19 protein-coding genes are annotated in these 18,012 nt (G+C 66.6%); 10 read left to right on the top strand and 9 right to left on the bottom strand.

Features of this window, described 5'->3' with window-relative positions:
* Positions 1–15: 15 nt before the first annotated feature.
* Genes AC1DRP_RS14860 through tsaD form a run of 3 tightly spaced genes read right to left on the bottom strand, consistent with a single transcriptional unit; the run spans position 16 to position 2,622 of the window.
* Entirely contained in the window at positions 16–558 is a 543-nt protein-coding gene (locus tag AC1DRP_RS14860; protein WP_476768846.1) for a L,D-transpeptidase family protein, read from the bottom strand.
* Position 559: 1 nt separating this feature from the next.
* Positions 560–1,552: an NAD(P)H-dependent glycerol-3-phosphate dehydrogenase gene (locus AC1DRP_RS14855; protein ID WP_441492195.1), complete on the bottom strand. Its 993-nt coding sequence runs from the start codon at positions 1,550–1,552 to the stop codon at positions 560–562.
* A gap of 26 nt (positions 1,553–1,578) precedes the next feature.
* On the bottom strand, positions 1,579–2,622 hold the full coding sequence (gene tsaD / locus AC1DRP_RS14850) for a tRNA (adenosine(37)-N6)-threonylcarbamoyltransferase complex transferase subunit TsaD (protein ID WP_441505637.1): 1,044 nt from the start codon (positions 2,620–2,622) through the stop codon (positions 1,579–1,581).
* A gap of 174 nt (positions 2,623–2,796) precedes the next feature.
* On the opposite strand from tsaD, the gene hemC reads away from it, so the two are divergent.
* The 5 genes from hemC (at position 2,797) to AC1DRP_RS14825 (ending at position 9,453) form a co-directional block, all read left to right on the top strand.
* Entirely contained in the window at positions 2,797–3,747 is a 951-nt protein-coding gene (gene hemC, locus AC1DRP_RS14845; protein WP_476768845.1) for a hydroxymethylbilane synthase, read from the top strand.
* Positions 3,748–3,790: 43 nt separating this feature from the next.
* Positions 3,791–5,743, top strand: coding sequence for a uroporphyrinogen-III synthase (locus AC1DRP_RS14840; protein WP_441505639.1), 1,953 nt, complete (start codon positions 3,791–3,793; stop codon positions 5,741–5,743).
* Positions 5,744–5,759: 16 nt separating this feature from the next.
* Positions 5,760–7,445, top strand: coding sequence for a heme biosynthesis HemY N-terminal domain-containing protein (locus AC1DRP_RS14835; RefSeq protein WP_476768844.1), 1,686 nt, complete (start codon positions 5,760–5,762; stop codon positions 7,443–7,445).
* Positions 7,446–7,541: 96 nt separating this feature from the next.
* Positions 7,542–8,594 (top strand): RluA family pseudouridine synthase, encoded by a 1,053-nt coding sequence (locus AC1DRP_RS14830; protein ID WP_476768843.1) that lies wholly within the window; start codon positions 7,542–7,544, stop codon positions 8,592–8,594.
* A 214-nt stretch (positions 8,595–8,808) separates the two neighbouring features.
* Positions 8,809–9,453 (top strand): sigma-70 family RNA polymerase sigma factor, encoded by a 645-nt coding sequence (locus AC1DRP_RS14825; RefSeq protein ID WP_476768842.1) that lies wholly within the window; start codon positions 8,809–8,811, stop codon positions 9,451–9,453.
* A gap of 58 nt (positions 9,454–9,511) precedes the next feature.
* On the opposite strand, the gene AC1DRP_RS14820 is transcribed toward AC1DRP_RS14825, so the two are convergent.
* Positions 9,512–10,552 carry a DUF2125 domain-containing protein gene (locus AC1DRP_RS14820; RefSeq protein WP_441505642.1) on the bottom strand — a complete coding sequence of 347 codons (1,041 nt, stop codon included), beginning with the start codon at positions 10,550–10,552 and terminating at the stop codon, positions 9,512–9,514.
* 137 nt (positions 10,553–10,689) lie between these two features.
* Between AC1DRP_RS14820 and AC1DRP_RS14815 the strand changes: the two genes are divergently transcribed.
* Positions 10,690–11,253 (top strand): gamma-glutamylcyclotransferase, encoded by a 564-nt coding sequence (locus tag AC1DRP_RS14815; RefSeq protein WP_441505643.1) that lies wholly within the window; start codon positions 10,690–10,692, stop codon positions 11,251–11,253.
* Positions 11,254–11,256: 3 nt separating this feature from the next.
* Here AC1DRP_RS14815 and AC1DRP_RS14810 read toward each other — a convergent pair whose 3' ends face one another.
* From AC1DRP_RS14810 to ftsE, 5 genes are all read right to left on the bottom strand, one after another.
* Positions 11,257–11,643 carry a hypothetical protein gene (locus AC1DRP_RS14810; protein WP_476768841.1) on the bottom strand — a complete coding sequence of 129 codons (387 nt, stop codon included), beginning with the start codon at positions 11,641–11,643 and terminating at the stop codon, positions 11,257–11,259.
* A 94-nt stretch (positions 11,644–11,737) separates the two neighbouring features.
* Positions 11,738–12,493 (bottom strand): lysophospholipid acyltransferase family protein, encoded by a 756-nt coding sequence (locus AC1DRP_RS14805; protein ID WP_441505810.1) that lies wholly within the window; start codon positions 12,491–12,493, stop codon positions 11,738–11,740.
* A 31-nt stretch (positions 12,494–12,524) separates the two neighbouring features.
* Positions 12,525–13,271: a YdcF family protein gene (locus AC1DRP_RS14800; RefSeq protein ID WP_441492203.1), complete on the bottom strand. Its 747-nt coding sequence runs from the start codon at positions 13,269–13,271 to the stop codon at positions 12,525–12,527.
* 135 nt (positions 13,272–13,406) lie between these two features.
* Complete coding sequence (locus AC1DRP_RS14795; protein ID WP_441492204.1) at positions 13,407–14,366, bottom strand: cell division protein FtsX; 960 nt, start codon at positions 14,364–14,366, stop codon at positions 13,407–13,409.
* Positions 14,353–15,012 carry a cell division ATP-binding protein FtsE gene (ftsE, locus tag AC1DRP_RS14790; RefSeq protein ID WP_274533614.1) on the bottom strand — a complete coding sequence of 220 codons (660 nt, stop codon included), beginning with the start codon at positions 15,010–15,012 and terminating at the stop codon, positions 14,353–14,355. The genes AC1DRP_RS14795 and ftsE overlap by 14 nt, the downstream gene beginning before the upstream one ends.
* Before the next feature lie 279 nt (positions 15,013–15,291).
* On the opposite strand from ftsE, the gene AC1DRP_RS14785 reads away from it, so the two are divergent.
* From AC1DRP_RS14785 to AC1DRP_RS14770, 4 genes are all read left to right on the top strand, one after another.
* Entirely contained in the window at positions 15,292–16,089 is a 798-nt protein-coding gene (locus AC1DRP_RS14785) for a zinc-ribbon domain-containing protein (RefSeq protein WP_441492205.1), read from the top strand.
* Positions 16,090–16,242: 153 nt separating this feature from the next.
* On the top strand, positions 16,243–16,803 hold the full coding sequence (gene hpt / locus AC1DRP_RS14780) for a hypoxanthine phosphoribosyltransferase (RefSeq protein WP_069882402.1): 561 nt from the start codon (positions 16,243–16,245) through the stop codon (positions 16,801–16,803).
* Positions 16,804–16,806: 3 nt separating this feature from the next.
* On the top strand, positions 16,807–17,181 hold the full coding sequence (locus tag AC1DRP_RS14775) for a response regulator (RefSeq protein ID WP_441505644.1): 375 nt from the start codon (positions 16,807–16,809) through the stop codon (positions 17,179–17,181).
* A gap of 183 nt (positions 17,182–17,364) precedes the next feature.
* Positions 17,365–18,012 (top strand): Nramp family divalent metal transporter (locus tag AC1DRP_RS14770; RefSeq protein WP_476768840.1); only part of this gene is annotated, 648 nt, incomplete at its 3' end.

Raw genomic sequence — 18,012 nt, 5'->3', positions numbered from 1 at the left:
TGCTACGTCACTGCGTTACGGCCGGATCTCGACCCGGGTCCCTTGCGCAACGCGAGCCCAGATCCCGCGAATCTCGGCATTGGTGACCGCAATGCAGCCATCCGTCCAGTCGCGGCTGAGGTGCAGCCGGCCCAGCCAGCCAAGCCCGTTGCGAATGCCGTGGATCATGATGTCGCCACCCGGGGCAAAACCTGCGCGCTCGGCGTCCTCACGATCCAGGCGATCAGGATAGGAGATGCGAAGCGCGAGGTGATAGCGGCTGCGCGGGTGCTTGAAATCAATGTCGTAGACGCCTTCCGGAGTCCGGCCGTCGCCCTCCTTCACCTTATCACCGACCGGACTCGAACCCAGCGCCACCGAATAGCGGGCCAGGACGCGGCCATCCCGTTCCAAGGTCAGCTGACGTGCGGCCTTCTCGATGAGGACGCGGGTCGCCTGTTCGTCGGGAGCCGCGAGTTCAGGAACCGTTCGGGCGATCTGCAGGAACTCCAGCCCCAGGGCAAGCACGAGACCTGCACTCACCGCCATGGCCGCGCGTCGCAGAGGCTTTCGCGCCAACTCAGTTCTCCGCCCGGACCGGTCGCGCCAGCAATCCCGTGACCGCTTCGCGAACGCCGATGCGTTCGGCGATAATGGCCGCAACGGCCTCGGCGATGGGCGTCTCGATGCCGCGTGCCTGCGCCATCTCTGCCAGGACCGACGTCGTGAAGGCGCCCTCGGCCAGTTTGCCTCCAGCGGCCTCGGCCGGTGTCTTGCCCTGGCCGAGCGCCAACCCATAGGCGAAATTGCGTGACTGTGCGGACGCGCAGGAGAGCACGACATCGCCCAACCCCGAAAGCCCCATCAACGTTTCCGGCTGCGCACCAAAAGCCTCGCCGAAGCGCCTGAGTTCGGCAAAGCCACGCGCCACCAGCGCGGCACGGGCGCTCTCGCCATAGCCGAGCCCGATCGCGATCCCCGCTGCGATCGCCAGCACGTTCTTCGCGGCTCCGCCGATCTCGACGCCACGGATGTCGACGCCGTGATAGATGCGAAAGGAGGCAGAACTCAGCGCCTCGGCCAGATCCTGCGCCAGATCCGCCTCGCGCGCTGCCAGTGTCAGAGCCGTCGGTAACCCGCGTGCGATATCGGCGGCAAAGCTCGGACCGGACAGGATGGCCGGGACCGCACCGGGCCAAAGCTCGGCGATGATTTGCGTCGTGAACAAGCCGCTCTTCTGCTCGATGCCCTTGGCCGCCGAGATCGTCGGCACGCCATCCGGCAAGGCTTGCGCGAGCGCGGTGCAGACCTGTCGCAGCGCCTGGGTCGGAACCGCGAGGATCAGCGCCTGTGCATCGGCAAGCGCGGCAAGCTCGGCAACCGGCGATACGGCGGCAGGCAACGTCGCGCCGGGCAGGCGCGGCACCTCTCGACGCTCCCGCATGGCCGCGATGGCCTCGGGATCACGGGCCCAGAGCAGCACGTTTCGCCCGGCCCGCGCCGCGGCCAGAGCCAGTGCGGCACCGAAGGAGCCGCCGCCTACGACGCCGATTGTCTCGAAGGCCTTGCTCATCTCGGCGCGCTCACGTCGCTCACGGATCACGCTTTGGCCTTGAACTCGTCCAGCGGCCAGCGTGGCCGGGCAACCGCGCTCATGTCGTCGACAAGCCCGAGCCTCAGCCTCTCAAGCCCAGCCCAAGCGATCATCGCGCCATTGTCGCCGCAAAGCGCGACCGGCGGCGCGACCATCGGCAGGCCGGCCTCGGTCGCAAAGCGGGTCAGTCCGCGCCGGATCGGCTGGTTGGCGGCAACGCCACCGGCGACCACCAAGGCCGTGGGCATGATCCCGGCCCCACGGCAGGCGCGCAGGCCCGCTCGCGTGCGGTCGACCAGCACGTCGACGACCGCTGCCTGGAAGGAGGCGCAGAGATCGGCGACGTCGCGGTCGGAGAGCGGCGCAATGCGTTCGGCCACCAGCCTGACCGCGGTCTTGAGGCCGGAAAGCGAGAAATCGGGATTGGGGCGCCCAGCCATCGGCCGCGGAAACTCGAAGCGTTCGGGATCGCCCTTCTCGGCTTCCCGCTCGACCGAGGGGCCGCCCGGATAGGCCAGACCGAGCATCTTTGCGATCTTGTCAAAAGCCTCGCCGACCGCGTCGTCGATGGTTCCGCCCAGGCGCAGATAATCGCCGACGCCGCGCACCGCCAGGAGCTGCGTATGCCCGCCCGAGACCAGCAGCAGCAGATAGGGAAAGGCAACGTCGTCGGTCAGCCGCGCCGTCAGCGCATGCGCTTCGAGATGGTTCACCGCAATGAAGGGGCGGCCGGTTACCAGCGCGATCGCCTTCGCCGTGGTCAGCCCGACCATGACGCCGCCAACCAGACCCGGCCCGGCAGCAGCAGCGACCGCGTCGATCTCGGAGGGCTTGAGTCCGGCATTCGCGAAGGCGCGAGCGACGATGCGGTCGATGGCCTCGACATGCGCGCGCGCCGCGATCTCCGGCACCACGCCACCATAAGCCGCATGTGCGGCGATCTGACTCAGGATCTCGTTGGACAGGATTTTGGCCTCGCCGGCGCGATCGACGCCAACGATTGCAGCCGCGGTCTCGTCACAAGTCGTCTCTATCCCCAGAACGCGCATGATCGATCGACAAATCTCGGACAGGTTTCGGCCGGAACAGGCCACAAGGAGAGGCGGGCGGAGCTCCGACGGTTTCGCGCCGGGGATTCCCTCGTATAGTGCGCCACGGAGCATAAGGCCAAGAGGCCGTGGAGTTCGCCGGCCAGCGGCCGGCATCAGGAAGACGCAAAGAGAATGAATGAGATCGCAGCTTCGGTTCGCGGACGCCAGGTCGGCCGCTTTGTCATCGGCACGCGCGGCAGCCCCCTGGCGTTGGCGCAGGCCAATGAGTTCGCGCGCCGCCTCGCCGAGGCTCATGGCTGGGCAAAGGACGAGCTGCCGCTCGAAATCATCGTCACGACGGGTGACTCCATTCGCGATCGCCCCCTCTCGGAGGCCGGCGGAAAGGGTCTGTTCACCAAGGAGATCGACCAGGCTCAGATCGAGGGCCGGATCGACTACGCTGTCCACTCCGCCAAGGATCTTCCCACCAAATTGCCCGACGGCCTCACCATCGCTGGCTATCTCCCCCGCGAGGATGTGCGCGACGCGTTGATCGCACGCGGCATTTCCCGCGTTGCGGACCTGCCGCAGGGCGCGGTCGTTGGTTCGGCCTCGCTGCGCCGCCAGGCCATGCTGAGGCGCGCCCGGCCCGATCTCGAGATCGTCCTGCTGCGCGGCAATGTCGCAAGGCGGCTGGAGAAGGTGGCGAGTGGAGAGATCGACGCGACCCTGCTCGCCATCGCCGGGCTGAAGCGGCTCGGGCTCGCCGACAAGGCAAGCGGCATCCTTTCCATCGAGGAATCGCTTCCGGCCGTCGGCCAGGGTGCGATCGCTGTTGCGGTTCGCATCGGTGACACCGCAAGCACGGAAGCTGTCCAGCCGATCCTTTGCCGTGACACCGGCATCGCACTCGCCGCCGAACGTGCCTTCCTGACCGAGCTCGACGGTTCCTGCCGGACACCGATCGCCGGTCATGCCACCGTCGAGGGCGACCGCTTCCATTTGCGCGGGCTGCTGCTCTCGCCCGACGGCAGGGCGATGGCCGAAGATAGCTGCAGCGGTCCCGTCAGCGAGGCCGCGGAACGTGGCGCCGAACTCGGACGCGCCTTGCGCGCCAGGGCTCCGGCGGGGATCTACTCATGAGGCCGGGTGTTCCATGAACGCCAACGACGCGACAGGAGGGCGCATGCGCGTATTCGTGTTCAGACCGCAGGCGGATGCCGAACGCAGCGCTCGCGCGCTCGCCGCCCATGGACATGAGCCGATCGTGGCGCCGCTTTTCGATGTGGTCCGCCTCGCCGAACCGGTACCCAAGGGCACATTCGCGGCGTTGATCCTGACCAGCGGCAATGCTGTGACGGCCCTCGCCGATGCCCCATCCGCCTGGCGGGACCTGCCGGTCTTCACCGTCGGGGCGCGGACGGCCGCGAAGATGCGCGACGCCGGTTTCGAGGATGCCCGCAGTGCCGATGGCGACCGCAACGACCTGATCGCTCTGGTCCAGCGCAACATCCCCACGCCGGCACGCCTGCTTCTGGTCGCTGGCCGGGACCGCCATGACGATATCGCGGAGCGCCTGGGCAAGGCTGGCTACGAGATCGCGAACTGGACGGCCTATGCGGCCGAGGCCAAGCCCAGCCTGCCCGAAGTGGCGGCCGCCAGCCTGCGGGATGGGCGCGCCGAAGCCGCACTTCACTATTCACCACGAGGCGCCCAGACCTTCCTCGCCCTGACACGCGCCTCCGCTCTCAGTGAACAGGCGCTGGAACTGACGCATGTCACGCTTTCGGCGGAGGTTGCGGCCCCCTTGATCGCAGCAGGCGCCAGCACGGTTCTGGTTGCGGAATACCCCGAAGAGGCGGCCCTGCTGGCCGCGCTGGATCAAGTGACCGCTCGCAATCGTCGCGCAGGGGATGTTAGACAGGCCGTGGCCGCGCCGGCCGGCGTCGAGACGGACAAGGATGCGATGAGCGAGCCGCAGACAGCCACGCCGCGCGGACGCCAGCGGCGAACTCCCCCGACCATCGACGGTAGGGTAGAGGCGGCAGTGACCACGACACCAGAAGCTGCTTCGGCAGAGACGGACCAGCCTCCCCCCGCAGCCACGCAACCCAGTGAATTCACACCCGGAATCACATCTCCGGCGCCTGAGCCCGTTGGCTTGGCTCCATCTGAGCCTGCGCCGCCCGTTTCAGGCGAGCCGTCTCCCCCTCCGCGGCTGCCATGGGCTGCTCTGGCCGCCACCGGCCTGATCGGCGGCATCCTTGGGGCGGGTCTCATGACACTGGTCGGTTCCCGCTCGACGCCCGATACCAGCGAACAGCAGATCGCCGAACTGAAGGGGCGCATAGAGACCCTGCAGCGCACGACGACCAATCTGCAAAGTGCTGTCACAAGCCTGCCCCAGCGCGCAGCGCTGGAGGCGCTCGATCGCCGGGTCAGCGCGACATCGGAAGCTGCCGCCACTGCCGCCGCGGAAGCAAAGACCGCCGCAGCACGGCTGGCGGAACTCGCAAACGCTCCCGCCCCGGCCACGGCCGAGAACAGCTCCGCCATCGCCGGGCTGACGCAACGCCTCGGCACCGTCGAGACGCTGGCCAAGTCCGCGGCCTCGCCGAGCCCGCAGGCATTTGCCGCCGCGCGCATCGTGCTCGCCGAACGCATCCAGGGCGCGCTTTCTGCCGGCAGGCCCTTCGCGGCCGATATCGCGGCTCTCGGCAAGGGCGGCGGCTCGGCCGAACAACTGGCCGCGCTCTCCGCCGTCGCCACAACCGGCGCACCGACGCAGGATGCGCTGCTGGCGCAATTCCGGGTTCATCGCGCCATGTTCGATCGCGAAATGACGCCGGCCGCCAAGGATTGGCAGGATCGCCTGCTTGGGCTCGCCAGCAAGGTCGTCACCATTCGCCCGGTCGGAGATACCGGCGCAAACGACCCTGCAACGCTGGTGATCCGCCTGGAGAATGCGCTTGCGCATAACGAATTCGGCAAGGCCGCCGGCCTCTGGGCTCAATTGCCCGAGCCGGCGCGGCGGGACAGTGCCGAGTTCGGCACCAGTTTGCAGAGGCGCGCTGCCGCTGACGCCGCGATCGGCAGGATTGCACAGGATGCGGTTGCCGCGCTCGGCGCGGGTGGCTGACGGAGGATAGCGTTCAATGGTTCGCGTGCTGCTCTATCTCTTTGTCATTGCCTGCCTCGCGGCTGGTGCCGTCTGGCTGGCCGACCGCCCCGGCGAGGTCTCGGTCCTCTGGCAGGGCTACCGCATCGAGACGAGCGTCGCGATCGCGGCAATCGGCGTCATCATCCTGGCCTTCCTCGCCATGCTCGGATGGGCCGCGGTGCGCTTCGTTCTGGGCCTGCCCTCGGCCTTCAGCTTCGCCTCGCGAGCGCGACGTCGGGCCCGCGGCTTCGAGGCCGTCTCCCGTGGCATGGTCGCAATCGGTGCGGGTGATCCAGTGGCTGCCGGCCGCTACGCCGTCGACGCCMGCAAGTTTTCCGGCAACGAGCCGCTGACCCTGCTGCTCGAAGCACAGACGGCCCAGCTCTCGGGTGACAGGGGCCGGGCGGAAGCCGCCTTCAAGGCCATGCTCGACAAGCCGGAAACTCGCGTGCTCGGCCTGCGCGGTCTCTTCGTCGAGGCCCGTCGCCGTGGCGACATGACGGCTGCGCGCGCCTTCGCGGACGACGCCGTGCGGCGCTCCCCCTCGCTTGCCTGGGCCAATGACGCCCTGCTCGATTTCCACACCAGCGCCGGAGACTGGCAAGCAGCGCGCACAGCCGTCGAACGCCGCGCCGCCCTGCGTCTCGCCGAAAAGGCGGATGCCAAGCGCCAGCGCGCTGTGCTGCTGGCGGCGGAAGCCCTCGACGCGAAGGGCAGCGAACCGGAGAAGGCCTTGGCCGCCGCCCTGGAAGCGACAAAACTCGCCCCAGGCCTCACGCCGGCAGCTGCCCTTGCAGGGCGCATGCTCGCCGAGCGCGGCGATATCCGAAAGGCCGCCAAGCTGCTCGAAGCCGCCTGGCGCGAGGTCCCGCATCCCGACATCGCCGCCGCTTATCTCGATGTGCGCCCCGGTGACAGCGCGCAGGACCGGCTCGCACGGGCCGAAACGCTCGTAAGGCTGCGTCCGGCCGATCCGGAAGGCGTGCTGGCTCTGGCCGGCGCGGCGATCCATGCCCGTGATTTCGCCAAGGCCCGCCAGGCGCTGAAGCCGCTGCTGGCCGGCGGTGCGTCCGTCCGCGTCTGCCTGCTCATGGCCGAACTCGAAGAGGCCGAACATGGTTCGGCCGGCCGGGTTCGCGAATGGCTCTCGCGCGCCACGCGCGCGCCGCGTGACGCAGCCTGGGTCGCGGACGGGCTGGTCTCTGACCATTGGCTGCCCGTCTCGCCGATTTCCGGGCGCCTCGATGCCTTCGTCTGGACGGTTCCTCCGGCGACACTCGTCAGCCAGGCGCCGGCGATCGACGATGTGCTGGCCGATCTCGACGATTCCGCACCGCTGCTGGAAGGGCGTGCCGAGACGATGGCACCCGTCGAGACCGCCAAACCGGTGATCGAGCAGGCAACGCTCGTCGCACCCGAGCCGGCGAAAATCGAGCCCGCGAAGCCTGCAGGGGACGAGAAGCCTGCGACCGAGCCTGTCGCCAAGGGTGAACCGGCCGTCGCGGCCAAGCTCCCAACTCCGGTCGCCGAGGCGACAGTGGCTCCTGCGACCTCAGCCTCGGTCCGCGATCATCGCCCCTCCCCGGTGATCTTCCCGGTATCGCACGCACCGGACGACCCGGGCCCCGAAGACGTTCAACCGGCCACGGCCGCCAAGGCAAAGTTCCGCCTCTTCGGCTGACCGGCGAGCGCGCCGGCCAGCGCGCTCGCCTCGTCTGCACGGGCGATCGCGCGAAAAGGGGTGCGGGTCTCCCTCCCGCCCCTTATAGCGGTCTGCATGAACACCGAACCTACTGCCCCACTATCGACCTCCCCGGACAACGCAGAGGGCGTCAGCCTGCATGTCGCTCCGGAGCAGGCAGGAATGCGCCTCGACAAGGCGCTCGCCATGCTTGCCGGCGAAATCTCACGCGCCCGCCTGCAGCAGGTCATCCGGGAGGGTGGTGTGAGCCTCAACGGCGCGATCGCAGGCGATCCGAGCCGGAAGGTCGCCGCCGGCGACGTCCTGACCCTGGTCATGCCTGCGGCCAGGCCGCCCGCGCCCCTGGGCCAATCGATCCCGCTCGAGGTCGTCTATGAGGACGATGCTCTGATCGTGATCAACAAGCCGGCCGGCCTCGTCGTTCATCCCGCGGGGGGACATGAGGACGGTACTTTGGTCAATGCGCTGATCGCTCATTGCGGAGACAGCCTCTCCGGCATTGGTGGCGTCAGGCGACCCGGCATCGTGCATCGGCTCGACAAGGATACCAGCGGGCTTCTCGTCGTGGCCAAGACCGACAAGGCCCATCAGGGGCTTGCCAAGCAGTTTGCCGACCATGGCCGCACCGGGCCGCTGGAGCGCGCCTATCTCGCGCTGGTCTGGGGTACGCCGCGCCGGCCGCATGGCACGATCGAGGCCGCCCTCGAGCGTTCACACCGCAATCGCGAGAAGATGGCGGTCGTTGCCGAAGGCCGCGGCCGCGAGGCAATCACCCACTTCACCGTTCTGGAGCGCTATCCGCCGCTGCTTCGCGGGCAGGAGGAAACCGAAGCCCTGGCCAGCCTGATCGAGTGCAGGCTGGAAACTGGTCGCACGCATCAGATCCGCGTCCATATGAGCCATCTCGGTCATCCCTTGCTGGGCGACCAGCTCTATGGCTCCGGCTACATGACCAAGGCAAGCCGCCTTCCTGACGGCGCACGCGATGCACTGGCCGCCCTCGGCCGGCAGGCACTGCATGCAACGGTACTCGGCTTTGCCCATCCGGTGACGGAGGCGGAAATGTATTTCGAAGCGCCTCCGCCTGCCGATTTTGCAAATCTGCAAGCGGAACTCGCGGCCCTGTGAGCTAATCTGGCCACTTCGCCCACTTTCCGCCAAGCTCCATTGGCATATAATGAGGCTTGGATGCGGATGGCTTAAGGGGCGCCGCATGGGGCCGGGCTCGACGAACCCTCACAGGGTTCGCGCGTTGGTTCAGGCACATCATCCAAAACCTGCGCGAGGGTCGTTCGCGCGGTTGGCTTGCCGCGAAGCGGGAGCCAGGAAAGGAGAAACGAGCATGGCGATTGCATCGCTGCCCGTCATGTCCGCGGAGGGCGGACTTTCACGTTATCTCGAAGAAATTCGCAAGTTCCCGATGCTGGAGGAATATATCCTGCGCTCCTGGTCGCTGGTGAAGATGGGCACCACCGCCAACCAGAAGAAGCTGTTCTTCAACCTGCGCAAGGCGAAGAGCAAGATTTCGGCACTTGGCGAGGGCGATCTCAAGCCGGATCAGGTCAAGACGATCGCGACCAAGCTCGGCGTCAACGAGCAGGACGTCATCGACATGAACCGCCGCCTCGGCGGCGATGCGTCGCTGAACACGCCGTTGCGCGAGGATGGCGAGGGCGAATGGCAGGACTGGCTCGTCGACGACAGCGAAAGCCAGGAACGTCGCCTGGCCGACTCCGAGGAAAGCGACAACCGCCACCAGGCGCTGCGCGAAGCACTGACGGTGCTCAATCCGCGCGAACGCCGGATCTTCGAGGCTCGGCGCCTGGCCGATGACCCGATCACGCTAGAGCAACTCTCCGAGGAATTCGGGGTCTCGCGCGAACGCGTCCGGCAGATCGAGGTTCGCGCGTTTGAGAAGGTGCAGGAAGCGGTCAAGAAGGCCTTGACCAGGATCGAAGCACCGCGCGCCGCCCTGCCCGCGAACTGAGACCTGAATTCATCGGCAGCACGATACGAAAAGGGGGCGGTGACGCCCCCTTTTCTGTTCAGTAGAGCGGCGCCAGGGGCTGCAGGGGCAGCCGGAACGGCCCGAGATAGACCCGACCCTCGCGCAGGACGACCGGCGGCAGAGGCGTAAGCCCAGGTGTGCCGCCGCTCGGCTTGCCACCAAGCAGTCCGCCAAGACCAGCGGCAAGACCACCGAGCTTTATGCCGCCAATCCGGTCGATGCCGGCGACACCGGCATCGATCTGACCGGACAGGCGATGCGTCTGGTCGAGCAGCAGACGCCCGCTCGCCTCGAGCCGGGCAGCCCCCTTTGTCATCAGCAGTCGCATCAGTTCGATCTGCCCGCCGGTGGTACGCCAGGCTTCGAGCGCATCGGGATTGAACCCGGCCTTGAACGCCAGCGATTGCGTCAGACTCGCCTGCATCTCGACATCACCAGGTTCAGTGGTTCCGAGCAGCGCATCGAGCGCGGGCAGCACCGAGCCTTTCGCTGTCAGCGCAAGATCCGCCACCTGCTCGGTCGCAAAACGCGCCGGGTTTCGGCGCAGATGCACGTCCAGCTGATTGGCGCGCCAGGTTTCGTCGCTCGCGCCGGGCGCGGTCAATGTCGCATTCGGCTCGACCAGCACCATGGAGAAACGCTCGGGCTCGCGCTCTTTCAACGCCAGGCTGGCCTCGAGCTGACTCCAGCCGAGATCAAGTTTGCGGCCTTCAGGCAGGGCAGCCTGCAGCGGCCCCTTCACCTCCAGGATGACGAGGCCGGGCGTATAGATCTGTCCGACCGCCACACTCGGGCCAGTCTCGACCTTGACCGTATCGCCCCAGCGCGACGAGGTCAGCGTCAACCCCGCGCAGCGGACCTCGATCCGAAAGGGAAAGCCTGCGACGGAGCGATCGCTGCATGTCCACGTTCGGCCCATCTGCGCCTCGCGGGCAACAACGCGGTCAAGCCCCTCGACCACCCGCCCTTTGACGACGAACCAGAAGCCGGACCAGGCCAAGGCCAGCAGCACGAGCAGAGCGAAGGGCGCATAAAGCCAGAAGCGGCCTCGGCGGCGCTCGGAAGGGAGGTCGGTCATGCAGCAGCGATCCATTGCGCGAAAGCGGCCGGATTGTTAGCTCCCGGTCGCAGGAAGCGCCAGACCCGCCATTCTCTCGGCCGATTCGAACGCTTCCTTCGTCAAGCAGCTTCTGACGGCGAAACTGTGGGATAACGATGACAGCGAATGCAGCTTCTGACGATCTGTGGGTCTTCGGCTACGGTTCGTTGATCTGGCGCCCCGGCTTCGCCTTCGAGGAAAGCGTGGCGGCCCGACTCAACGGCTATCATCGCTCGCTCTGCGTCTTCTCGCATGTCCATCGCGGCACCCCGGAACGGCCGGGCCTCGTGCTTGGGCTCGATCGTGGCGGCATTTGCCGAGGGCTCGCCTTCAGGGTGGCGCCCCCCCATGCCGCCGGGACCATCGCGTATCTGCGCGAGCGCGAGCAGGCGACCTCCGTCTATCTCGAACGCCAACTGCCCGTCAGGCTCGAGGACGGCCGCCGTATCCGGGCGCTGGTCTATGTGGCCGACCGCAAACACCTGCAATATGCTGGCCGCCTGCCGGCCGAGGAATTACTCAAACTGGTGCGCCAGGGCCGCGGAAGCTCCGGAGAGAACCCCGACTATGTCCTGCGCACGCATGATCACCTGCGCAAGATGGGCATCTTCGACCCGGTCCTGAGCCATCTGGCTCATGTGCTGGCACCCGGTCTGCCCGAGCCACGCCCGCCGCTCTAAGCCTCACACCTGCGGCATCAGGTCGAGCAATGCAGCCCGGCGACTCAAGCCGTCCTCGGCGAGCAGATGGATATGGATCTCGCTCGCCCCGGCAAGCACGACGGACCGGCGCCAGCGCGTCAGCGCAGCTTCAATCCCGAAGGGACCGCTCTCGCGCGCCGCGATAATCTGCCGGTCCTCGGATACCGCGAGCAGCACGGCATCGCTGAAGCCGAGAGCATGATCGTCCGTGACCGAAAAGACCGAGGCGACATAGCGGCGCCCTGATCGACCACGCCAGGCGGTGAAGCGACGCTCGCCCAACCCTGCGGTGCTGCGCAGCGGYATTTCGCGCGCATCCGCACCGGGTTCGATGCTCCATTCGTCTAGCTTAAGGGCGAGAACAGGCATTTGTTCCTCCTTTGTTCCGAACAAAAAGAGAACAAATTTGAACGCCTGTCAAGCATGGCCCGCCTTGCGGGCGGAATGCGCCACCGGGGCTCGTCTAAGCGAGGGGGTCCTGCCCGATCCTGGCGAGTTCGCCGCGCCCCGTGGCGAGCAGCTTGTCGCTGGCAGTCTCGATGCGATCCTGCAACTGCGCCTGGAAAGCTTCCTTCGACATGCCGGGCAGGATCGGCGGCAGGATCTCGACGCGAATCGTTCCAGGGCGGCGCAGGAATTTGCGGCGCGGCCAGTAGAGCCCCGAGTTGAGCGCGACCGGCACGCAGGGCACGCCGAGCTCGGCATAGAGATGTGCGACGCCGAACTTGTAGGCCGGCGGCGCCCCGGCCGGACGGCGCGTTCCTTCCGGGAAGATCAGGAGCTGGCGGCCGTTCTGGCCAAGCTCGACCTTGGCGCGGCGGGTCACATGCGAGAGAGCCCGTGCCCGCGCGCCACGATTGACCGGAATCATGCGCATCTTCCACAGGCACCAGCCGAAGAACGGGATCCAGGTCAGTTCACGCTTCAGGATGAAGACCGGGTCCTGGAAGATAGTGACGAGCGCAAAGGTCTCCCAGAACGACTGGTGTTTCGCGGCCACCATCATGCCGCCCTGCGGAATATTCTCGAGACCGCTAATCTCATAGCGGGTTCCAGCCGTCACCCGCATGAGCCACAACGCACTGCGCGCCCAGGTCAGGGCGACCCACAGCATATAGCGCCGCGGCAGGACAAGCGCGGGCAACGCCGCGAAAATCAGCCACAGGATCAGGTTCAGATAGAACAGGACGTTGAAAAGGAGCGAGCGCAGCACGAGCATGGCGCGCAAAGAGCGCGCCGGCTCGCCGACGTCAAGCGCCGCGCTCCTCCGCCCCCAGGCGCGTGCGCTTTTCGTTCTCGGGGCCGAGCACGCTGGCAGGCTTGGAGGAGACCGGCTTTCGCCCGCCGATGATCACCGACAGGCGCGATGTTTCCGGATCGTCCTCCAGCATGCTGCGTAGCCGCGCCACCAAGTATTTCACATATTCCGGGACGAGCACCCTGGCGACGCGCCATTCGTTCCACCAGCTCGATGCATCGATATGCTCGGTCACCACCGGGTGCGGCACGACGCGAACGCCTGGCATGGCGTGGCTGAACTCGGCCAGCGCCCGCGGCATATGATAATTGGAGGTCACCAGCAGCAGTGACTTGAAGTCGTGCCTGCGGACCCAGCGGCGTGCCTCGATGGCATTGCCGATGGTGTTGCGGGCGCGATAGTCGAGATCGACGCAACAGCCGAGCAGCTCGCGCGCGGAGGGATTGAGCTTTGCAAGCTCCTCACGGCCGGTGCGCTCGTTGACACCGCTGATCAGCAAGCGCGACCCACGTTCGGCCCCGAGCAGGCCGATGGCATCGCCGACGCGCTGGGCCCCGCCGGTCACGACGACGATCGCATCCGTACGCGGCGCGACCGTCGGCTCGCGCTGTTCGATCCTGGCAATGAAACCGGCATAACCACCGGCGAGCGCGAGCGCGAGCAGKGCAGCAACGGCAAGGGTCAGGCGCCATGCCCAGACTCCTGCAGAGCTCCTCCTGCTCGTCGCGGTCGGCGACATCGCGTTGTCCCCCCCCCTCACCGGCAGCTGTCCGTGTCTGATTCCCATCATCACCATGTCTTGCCAGGCTAAACCGGCAATCGGGCATAAGGGCGACGTGAAAAGTCGTCCTCCGCCCCAGAGATTAAGACTTCACTACCCCAGCACCCGCAAATAATGGCGCACGGTAAACCGCGAAACGAGACCGGATATCGCCGCCACCACCATCGCCACCAGAAGCACAGCGGCATAACCCGACCAGCCGATCTCGAAAGCACCAAACATGGCCTGAATCTGCTCTGACCCCGGCGACGAACTCCAGCTGGAAGCGAGCCAGCCCAGAATGGCGATGGCCACGATTGCAGCAAGCCCTCCAGCCGCGCCCCCCTTGAGCCCGAGCCTGACGAACCGCGCCTGGAATTCCCGCGCGATGAAGTCATCATCAGCTCCGACAAGATGCAAGACCTCGACGCTGTCGCGGCTGCCGGCCATTGCTCCGCGCGTCGCAAAGGCCACGGCCAGCGCCGCGGCGGTCAGGACCAGCAGAACGACGACGACACCGGCAAGGATGATGGTGTTGGCCATGGTCGAGAGGCGGCGCAGCCAGAGGCGGTGATCGTCCAGGCTCGCGGTCGGGACGTCGCGCCGCAGCGTTTCCTTGAAAGCCGCGATTTCCGCCGAATTGCCGCTGCGCAGCTTCAACACGATCAGCCGCGGCACGGGCAGTTCGACGAGATCGAGCCCCGCGCCCAGCCAGGGCTCGAGCAGCTTGTCCGACTCCGCCTTCGGTACGGCGCGCACCTCGTCGACGCCGGCAACGGCACGTGCCATCTCGACCGCGCGCGCAACGTCGCTCTCGATATTGCGGCGTGTGTCCGGCCGAATCTGGATCGTCATCTCATTGGCGACGGCACCGCGCCACTGCTCGGAGGCGTGTGCGGCGAGCAGCGCCGCGCCGGCACTGAGGGCCGCGAGAAAGGTCAGGATCGCGATCACCGCGACCAGCGCCCGGCCGGCAGCCGAATCGACCGGAACCAGCGGCTGGTCCCGTCGGAGATTGAGTGGGAGCGCGCGTTCACGCGGTTCCCCATCCTGCTCGAAGTCAGCTGTCGACATGAAGATGGCCGTCGGCAATGACAAGGCGCGGAGCATCATAGAGCTCCATCAGCGCGAGATCGTGGGTTGCGATCACGACGGCGGTCCCGAGCGACTGCAATTCCATGAACAGGCGCAGCAATCGCCGGCCGAGCGCCGGGTCGACATTCCCGGTGGGCTCGTCCGCCAGCAACAACTCCGGCCGCCCGATCAAGGCGCGCGCGATCGCGGCGCGCTGCTTCTCGCCGCCCGAGAGAATGGTCGGTACGGCATGCATGCGCTCGCCGAGACCGACCCAGCGCAGCAGTTCGACGACCTCCGCGCGGTAGCTCGTCTCTTCCTTGCCGAGCACGCGCAGCGGCAACGCGACATTCTCGTAGACCGTGAGGTGATCGAGCAGGCGAAAATCCTGGAACACCACCCCCATGCGGCGACGGAAGGCCGTGAGCGTCGTCGCATCCAGCCGCGACACATCCTGGCCGAACAGGTTCACCAGCCCGCGCGTCGGCTTCAGAGCCATTAGCACGAGCCGGATCAGGGTCGTCTTGCCGGCGCCGGACGGGCCGGTCAGATACTGGAACGAGCGCGGCGCGATGCTGAAGTTGATGTCCTTCAGCACCTCGGGGCCCATGCCGTAACGCAGACCGACATTCTCGAACCGAACCAAGCCCTCGTCCCTTCGGAGCAAGCCCGGCAGTCGCGGGCATCCCTTGCGAATCTCGACCGCGATCCTACACCGCAAGCCGGTGCCGGCGGAAAGCCGGCCGATCTTCAAACCATGCAGTACAGGTTCTTCACGGGGCGTTAACCATAAATCCCTCCAATGGGTCGAGACCTCCACGAGCCGCACGCGAGAGCTTGAATCGCGCTGCGCCAGGGAAGAAATCTGCAGCGGCACCTGAGCCGCGCGTACCGGTGCCATTGCGAAAGAGTCATTCGCCAAACCATGCTGATCGTCTGCCCGTCCTGCTCCAGCCAATATGAACTCGATGCGGCCAAACTTGGCCCGTCCGGGCGCAAGGTGCGTTGCGCCAAATGCGAGACGCGCTGGCATGTCGAGGCGGAGCCCCAGCCGGTCACATTTCCCGATGCGCCGAGCAGCGAGGAAACGACCGCGCTGCTCGACGAAGAGCTGCGCCGCGCTGCCGAGATCGAGGAACAGGTGTCCGCACTCACAGCCGAGCGCGCGGCCCTGGCCGAAGGCGATGAACCAAGCCGCCCTGGAGCCAGGCCGCGCGGTCGCCGTTCTGCGCGCACAGGTCGAAAGGCCGCCCCCGTGCCGCTGGGCACCCGGATGCGAGCCATGGCYGCGCCGGCGCTCGCGATCGGCGGTCTCGCCGTGCTCGGGCTGCTTGTCTGGAAACGGGACGTGGCGGTCCGTGGCGCTCCCCAGCTCGCTGTCGTCTTCGAGAAGATCGGCCTGCCGGTGAACGTGCGCGGCCTCAGCCTGACGGGCATCGAGAGCGGGGTCGTGCAGGACGCGCAAGGCCGCTTCCTGGTGGTCGAGGGCGATGTCACCAACATCACCAAGACCGTCGCCAAAGTGCCGCAAATCGAGGTCGCCGTGCGCGATTCGGCTGGCCAGACCCTCTATACCTGGGCAACGGAGCCGCCGCGCCCGACCCTGGAACCCTCCGAGCTCATCCGTTTCCGAGCCCGGCTCGCGGCCCCGCCGGAGGCCGGGCAATCCGTGCTGGTGCGCTTTACCGCCGCCAAGTCGGCCGGGATCGCCAGCGCACGCTGATCAGACAACGGTCGAGGTTGCCCGCGCCTTCACCTCGCCGCACTATCCCGCTGCAAGCGATCGTATAAACCTGCGATTGGAACCAGACTGCGCAGCGTGCTGCGCCAAACGGGCGGCCGGCATCCGGCGAGACCCGAAAGGACACTGACGACGATGACTCAGCCCCTACGCATCCGGGTGCTCTACGAAGAGGCCGCGATCGCCAAGCGGAACGAGGAAATGGCACGCGAGATCGCTGCCGCCTACCCGCCCGACCTGCTGGTCGTCGCAGTGCTCAAAGGCAGTTTCATGTTCGTCGCCGACCTCATCCGGGCCATGCATCGCGCCGGCATGACGCCGCAGGTCGAATTCGTCCATCTCTCGAGCTATCGCGCTGCGACCATTTCCTCCGGGCAGGTCGAAATCCTGCGCGACGTGCAGAGCGACGTTCGTGGCCGTCAGGTGCTGCTGGTCGACGACATCCTCGAATCCGGCCGAACCCTCGCCTTCGCCAAGGACCTGCTGGCCGCCCGTGGCGCATCGCGCGTTTCCACAGCGGTGCTCCTGGAAAAGCCGGCCAAGCGCGCCGTCAACATCCAGGCCGATTATGTCGGCTTCGACTGTCCCGATTACTTCGTTGTCGGCTACGGCATGGATGTCGCACATTCCTATCGACAGCTGCCCTATGTCGGCGTCATCGAGACTGCCGATCAGGCCGGCCTTCCAGGTATCTGAACGATGTCACGTATTCTGGTCGTCGACGATGAGGAAAGCCTGCGCGCCCTGGTGGCGCGCGGTCTCACGCTTGACGGACATGTCTGCATGATGGCGGGCGACGGCGCCGAAGCGCTGGAGATTCTCATGGCCGAGAAGGGGCGTTTCGACCTCCTGCTCACCGATATCCGCATGCCGCTGATGGACGGGATCGCGCTCGCGCTCGCCGCCAAACAGGAGTTTCCGGACCTGCCCATCATGCTGATGACGGGCTATGCCGAGCAGCGTGAGCGCGCCAAGAGCCTGGAGGCAATCGTCTCGGAAGTGATGACGAAGCCCTTCACCATCGCCGAATTGCGCACCACGGTCATGCGCGTGATCGAACGCTCGATCGGCTGAACATCGCGCTTATACCGGTATCACGCGCTCCAGGCGATTCATCGGGCCGGAGAATGCCGACCTTTGGCGACAGCCGCAGACTTTCGTCGCGGCATTTATTGCAACCGAGTTGCAGCTGCATTGACGGGTTTTGCTCGACCTGTCATCCTGCTCTTGCAAATGAATTGCAGGTCGGGGTCGAGCATGACGATCGATGTCGTGAGCACGTCGAAGGATGTCGCGGACGCGGCACACCCCGCCGGGTGGCAACGGCCGCGGGGTGATCCGTCGCTGCTGGACGTCTTTCGATCGATCCCGGTTTCGGCCAAGGCCACTCCCTGGCGCAAGTTCCTCACATTTCTCGGGCCGGGCTATCTGGTGGCCGTCGGCTACATGGACCCTGGCAACTGGGCGACCTCGCTCGCGGGCGGCGCGCAGTTCGGCTACGCGCTGCTGGTCGTCGCACTCGTCTCCAATATCATGGCGATCATCCTGCAGTCGCTTTGCGCGCGGCTGGCGGTCGCGACAGGCAGGGACCTTGCGCAGGCCTGCCGTGATGCCTATCCGCGCTGGGTTTCGTGGCCGCTCTGGATCTTTGCGGAACTGGCGATCTGCGCGACCGACCTCGCCGAGGTCATCGGCACGGCAATCGGCCTCAATCTGCTCTTCGGAATTCCGCTCGAAATCGGCGTATTGATCACCGCGCTCGATGTCTTCGTCATCCTCTGGCTGCAGACCAAGGGTTTTCGCTGGATCGAAGCCTTCATCATCACGCTGCTGGGCGTCATCGCCGTCTGTTTCGCCGTCCAGATCGCACTCGCCGATCCGGACTGGGGCCAGGTCATTCGCGGC

It is taken from the genome of Allobosea sp. 01N443, assembly GCF_056399325.1.
This window is presented reverse-complemented; position numbering and strand designations above follow the sequence as displayed.

Excerpts from the sequence above, each read along its gene's own strand:
- AC1DRP_RS14855 (WP_441492195.1), bottom strand. The coding sequence starts at position 1,552 with ATGAGCAAGGCCTTCGAGACAATCGGCGTCGTAGGCGGCGGCTCCTTC.
- AC1DRP_RS14820 (WP_441505642.1), bottom strand. The coding sequence starts at position 10,552 with ATGACCGACCTCCCTTCCGAGCGCCGCCGAGGCCGCTTCTGGCTTTAT.
- AC1DRP_RS14840 (WP_441505639.1), top strand. The coding sequence starts at position 3,791 with ATGCGCGTATTCGTGTTCAGACCGCAGGCGGATGCCGAACGCAGCGCT.
- hemC (WP_476768845.1), top strand. The coding sequence starts at position 2,797 with ATGAATGAGATCGCAGCTTCGGTTCGCGGACGCCAGGTCGGCCGCTTT.
- AC1DRP_RS14805 (WP_441505810.1), bottom strand. The coding sequence starts at position 12,493 with ATGCTCGTGCTGCGCTCGCTCCTTTTCAACGTCCTGTTCTATCTGAAC.
- hpt (WP_069882402.1), top strand. The coding sequence starts at position 16,243 with ATGACTCAGCCCCTACGCATCCGGGTGCTCTACGAAGAGGCCGCGATC.
- AC1DRP_RS14825 (WP_476768842.1), top strand. The coding sequence starts at position 8,809 with ATGGCGATTGCATCGCTGCCCGTCATGTCCGCGGAGGGCGGACTTTCA.
- AC1DRP_RS14830 (WP_476768843.1), top strand. The coding sequence starts at position 7,542 with ATGAACACCGAACCTACTGCCCCACTATCGACCTCCCCGGACAACGCA.
- AC1DRP_RS14795 (WP_441492204.1), bottom strand. The coding sequence starts at position 14,366 with ATGTCGACAGCTGACTTCGAGCAGGATGGGGAACCGCGTGAACGCGCG.
- tsaD (WP_441505637.1), bottom strand. The coding sequence starts at position 2,622 with ATGCGCGTTCTGGGGATAGAGACGACTTGTGACGAGACCGCGGCTGCA.
- AC1DRP_RS14775 (WP_441505644.1), top strand. The coding sequence starts at position 16,807 with ATGTCACGTATTCTGGTCGTCGACGATGAGGAAAGCCTGCGCGCCCTG.
- AC1DRP_RS14815 (WP_441505643.1), top strand. The coding sequence starts at position 10,690 with ATGACAGCGAATGCAGCTTCTGACGATCTGTGGGTCTTCGGCTACGGT.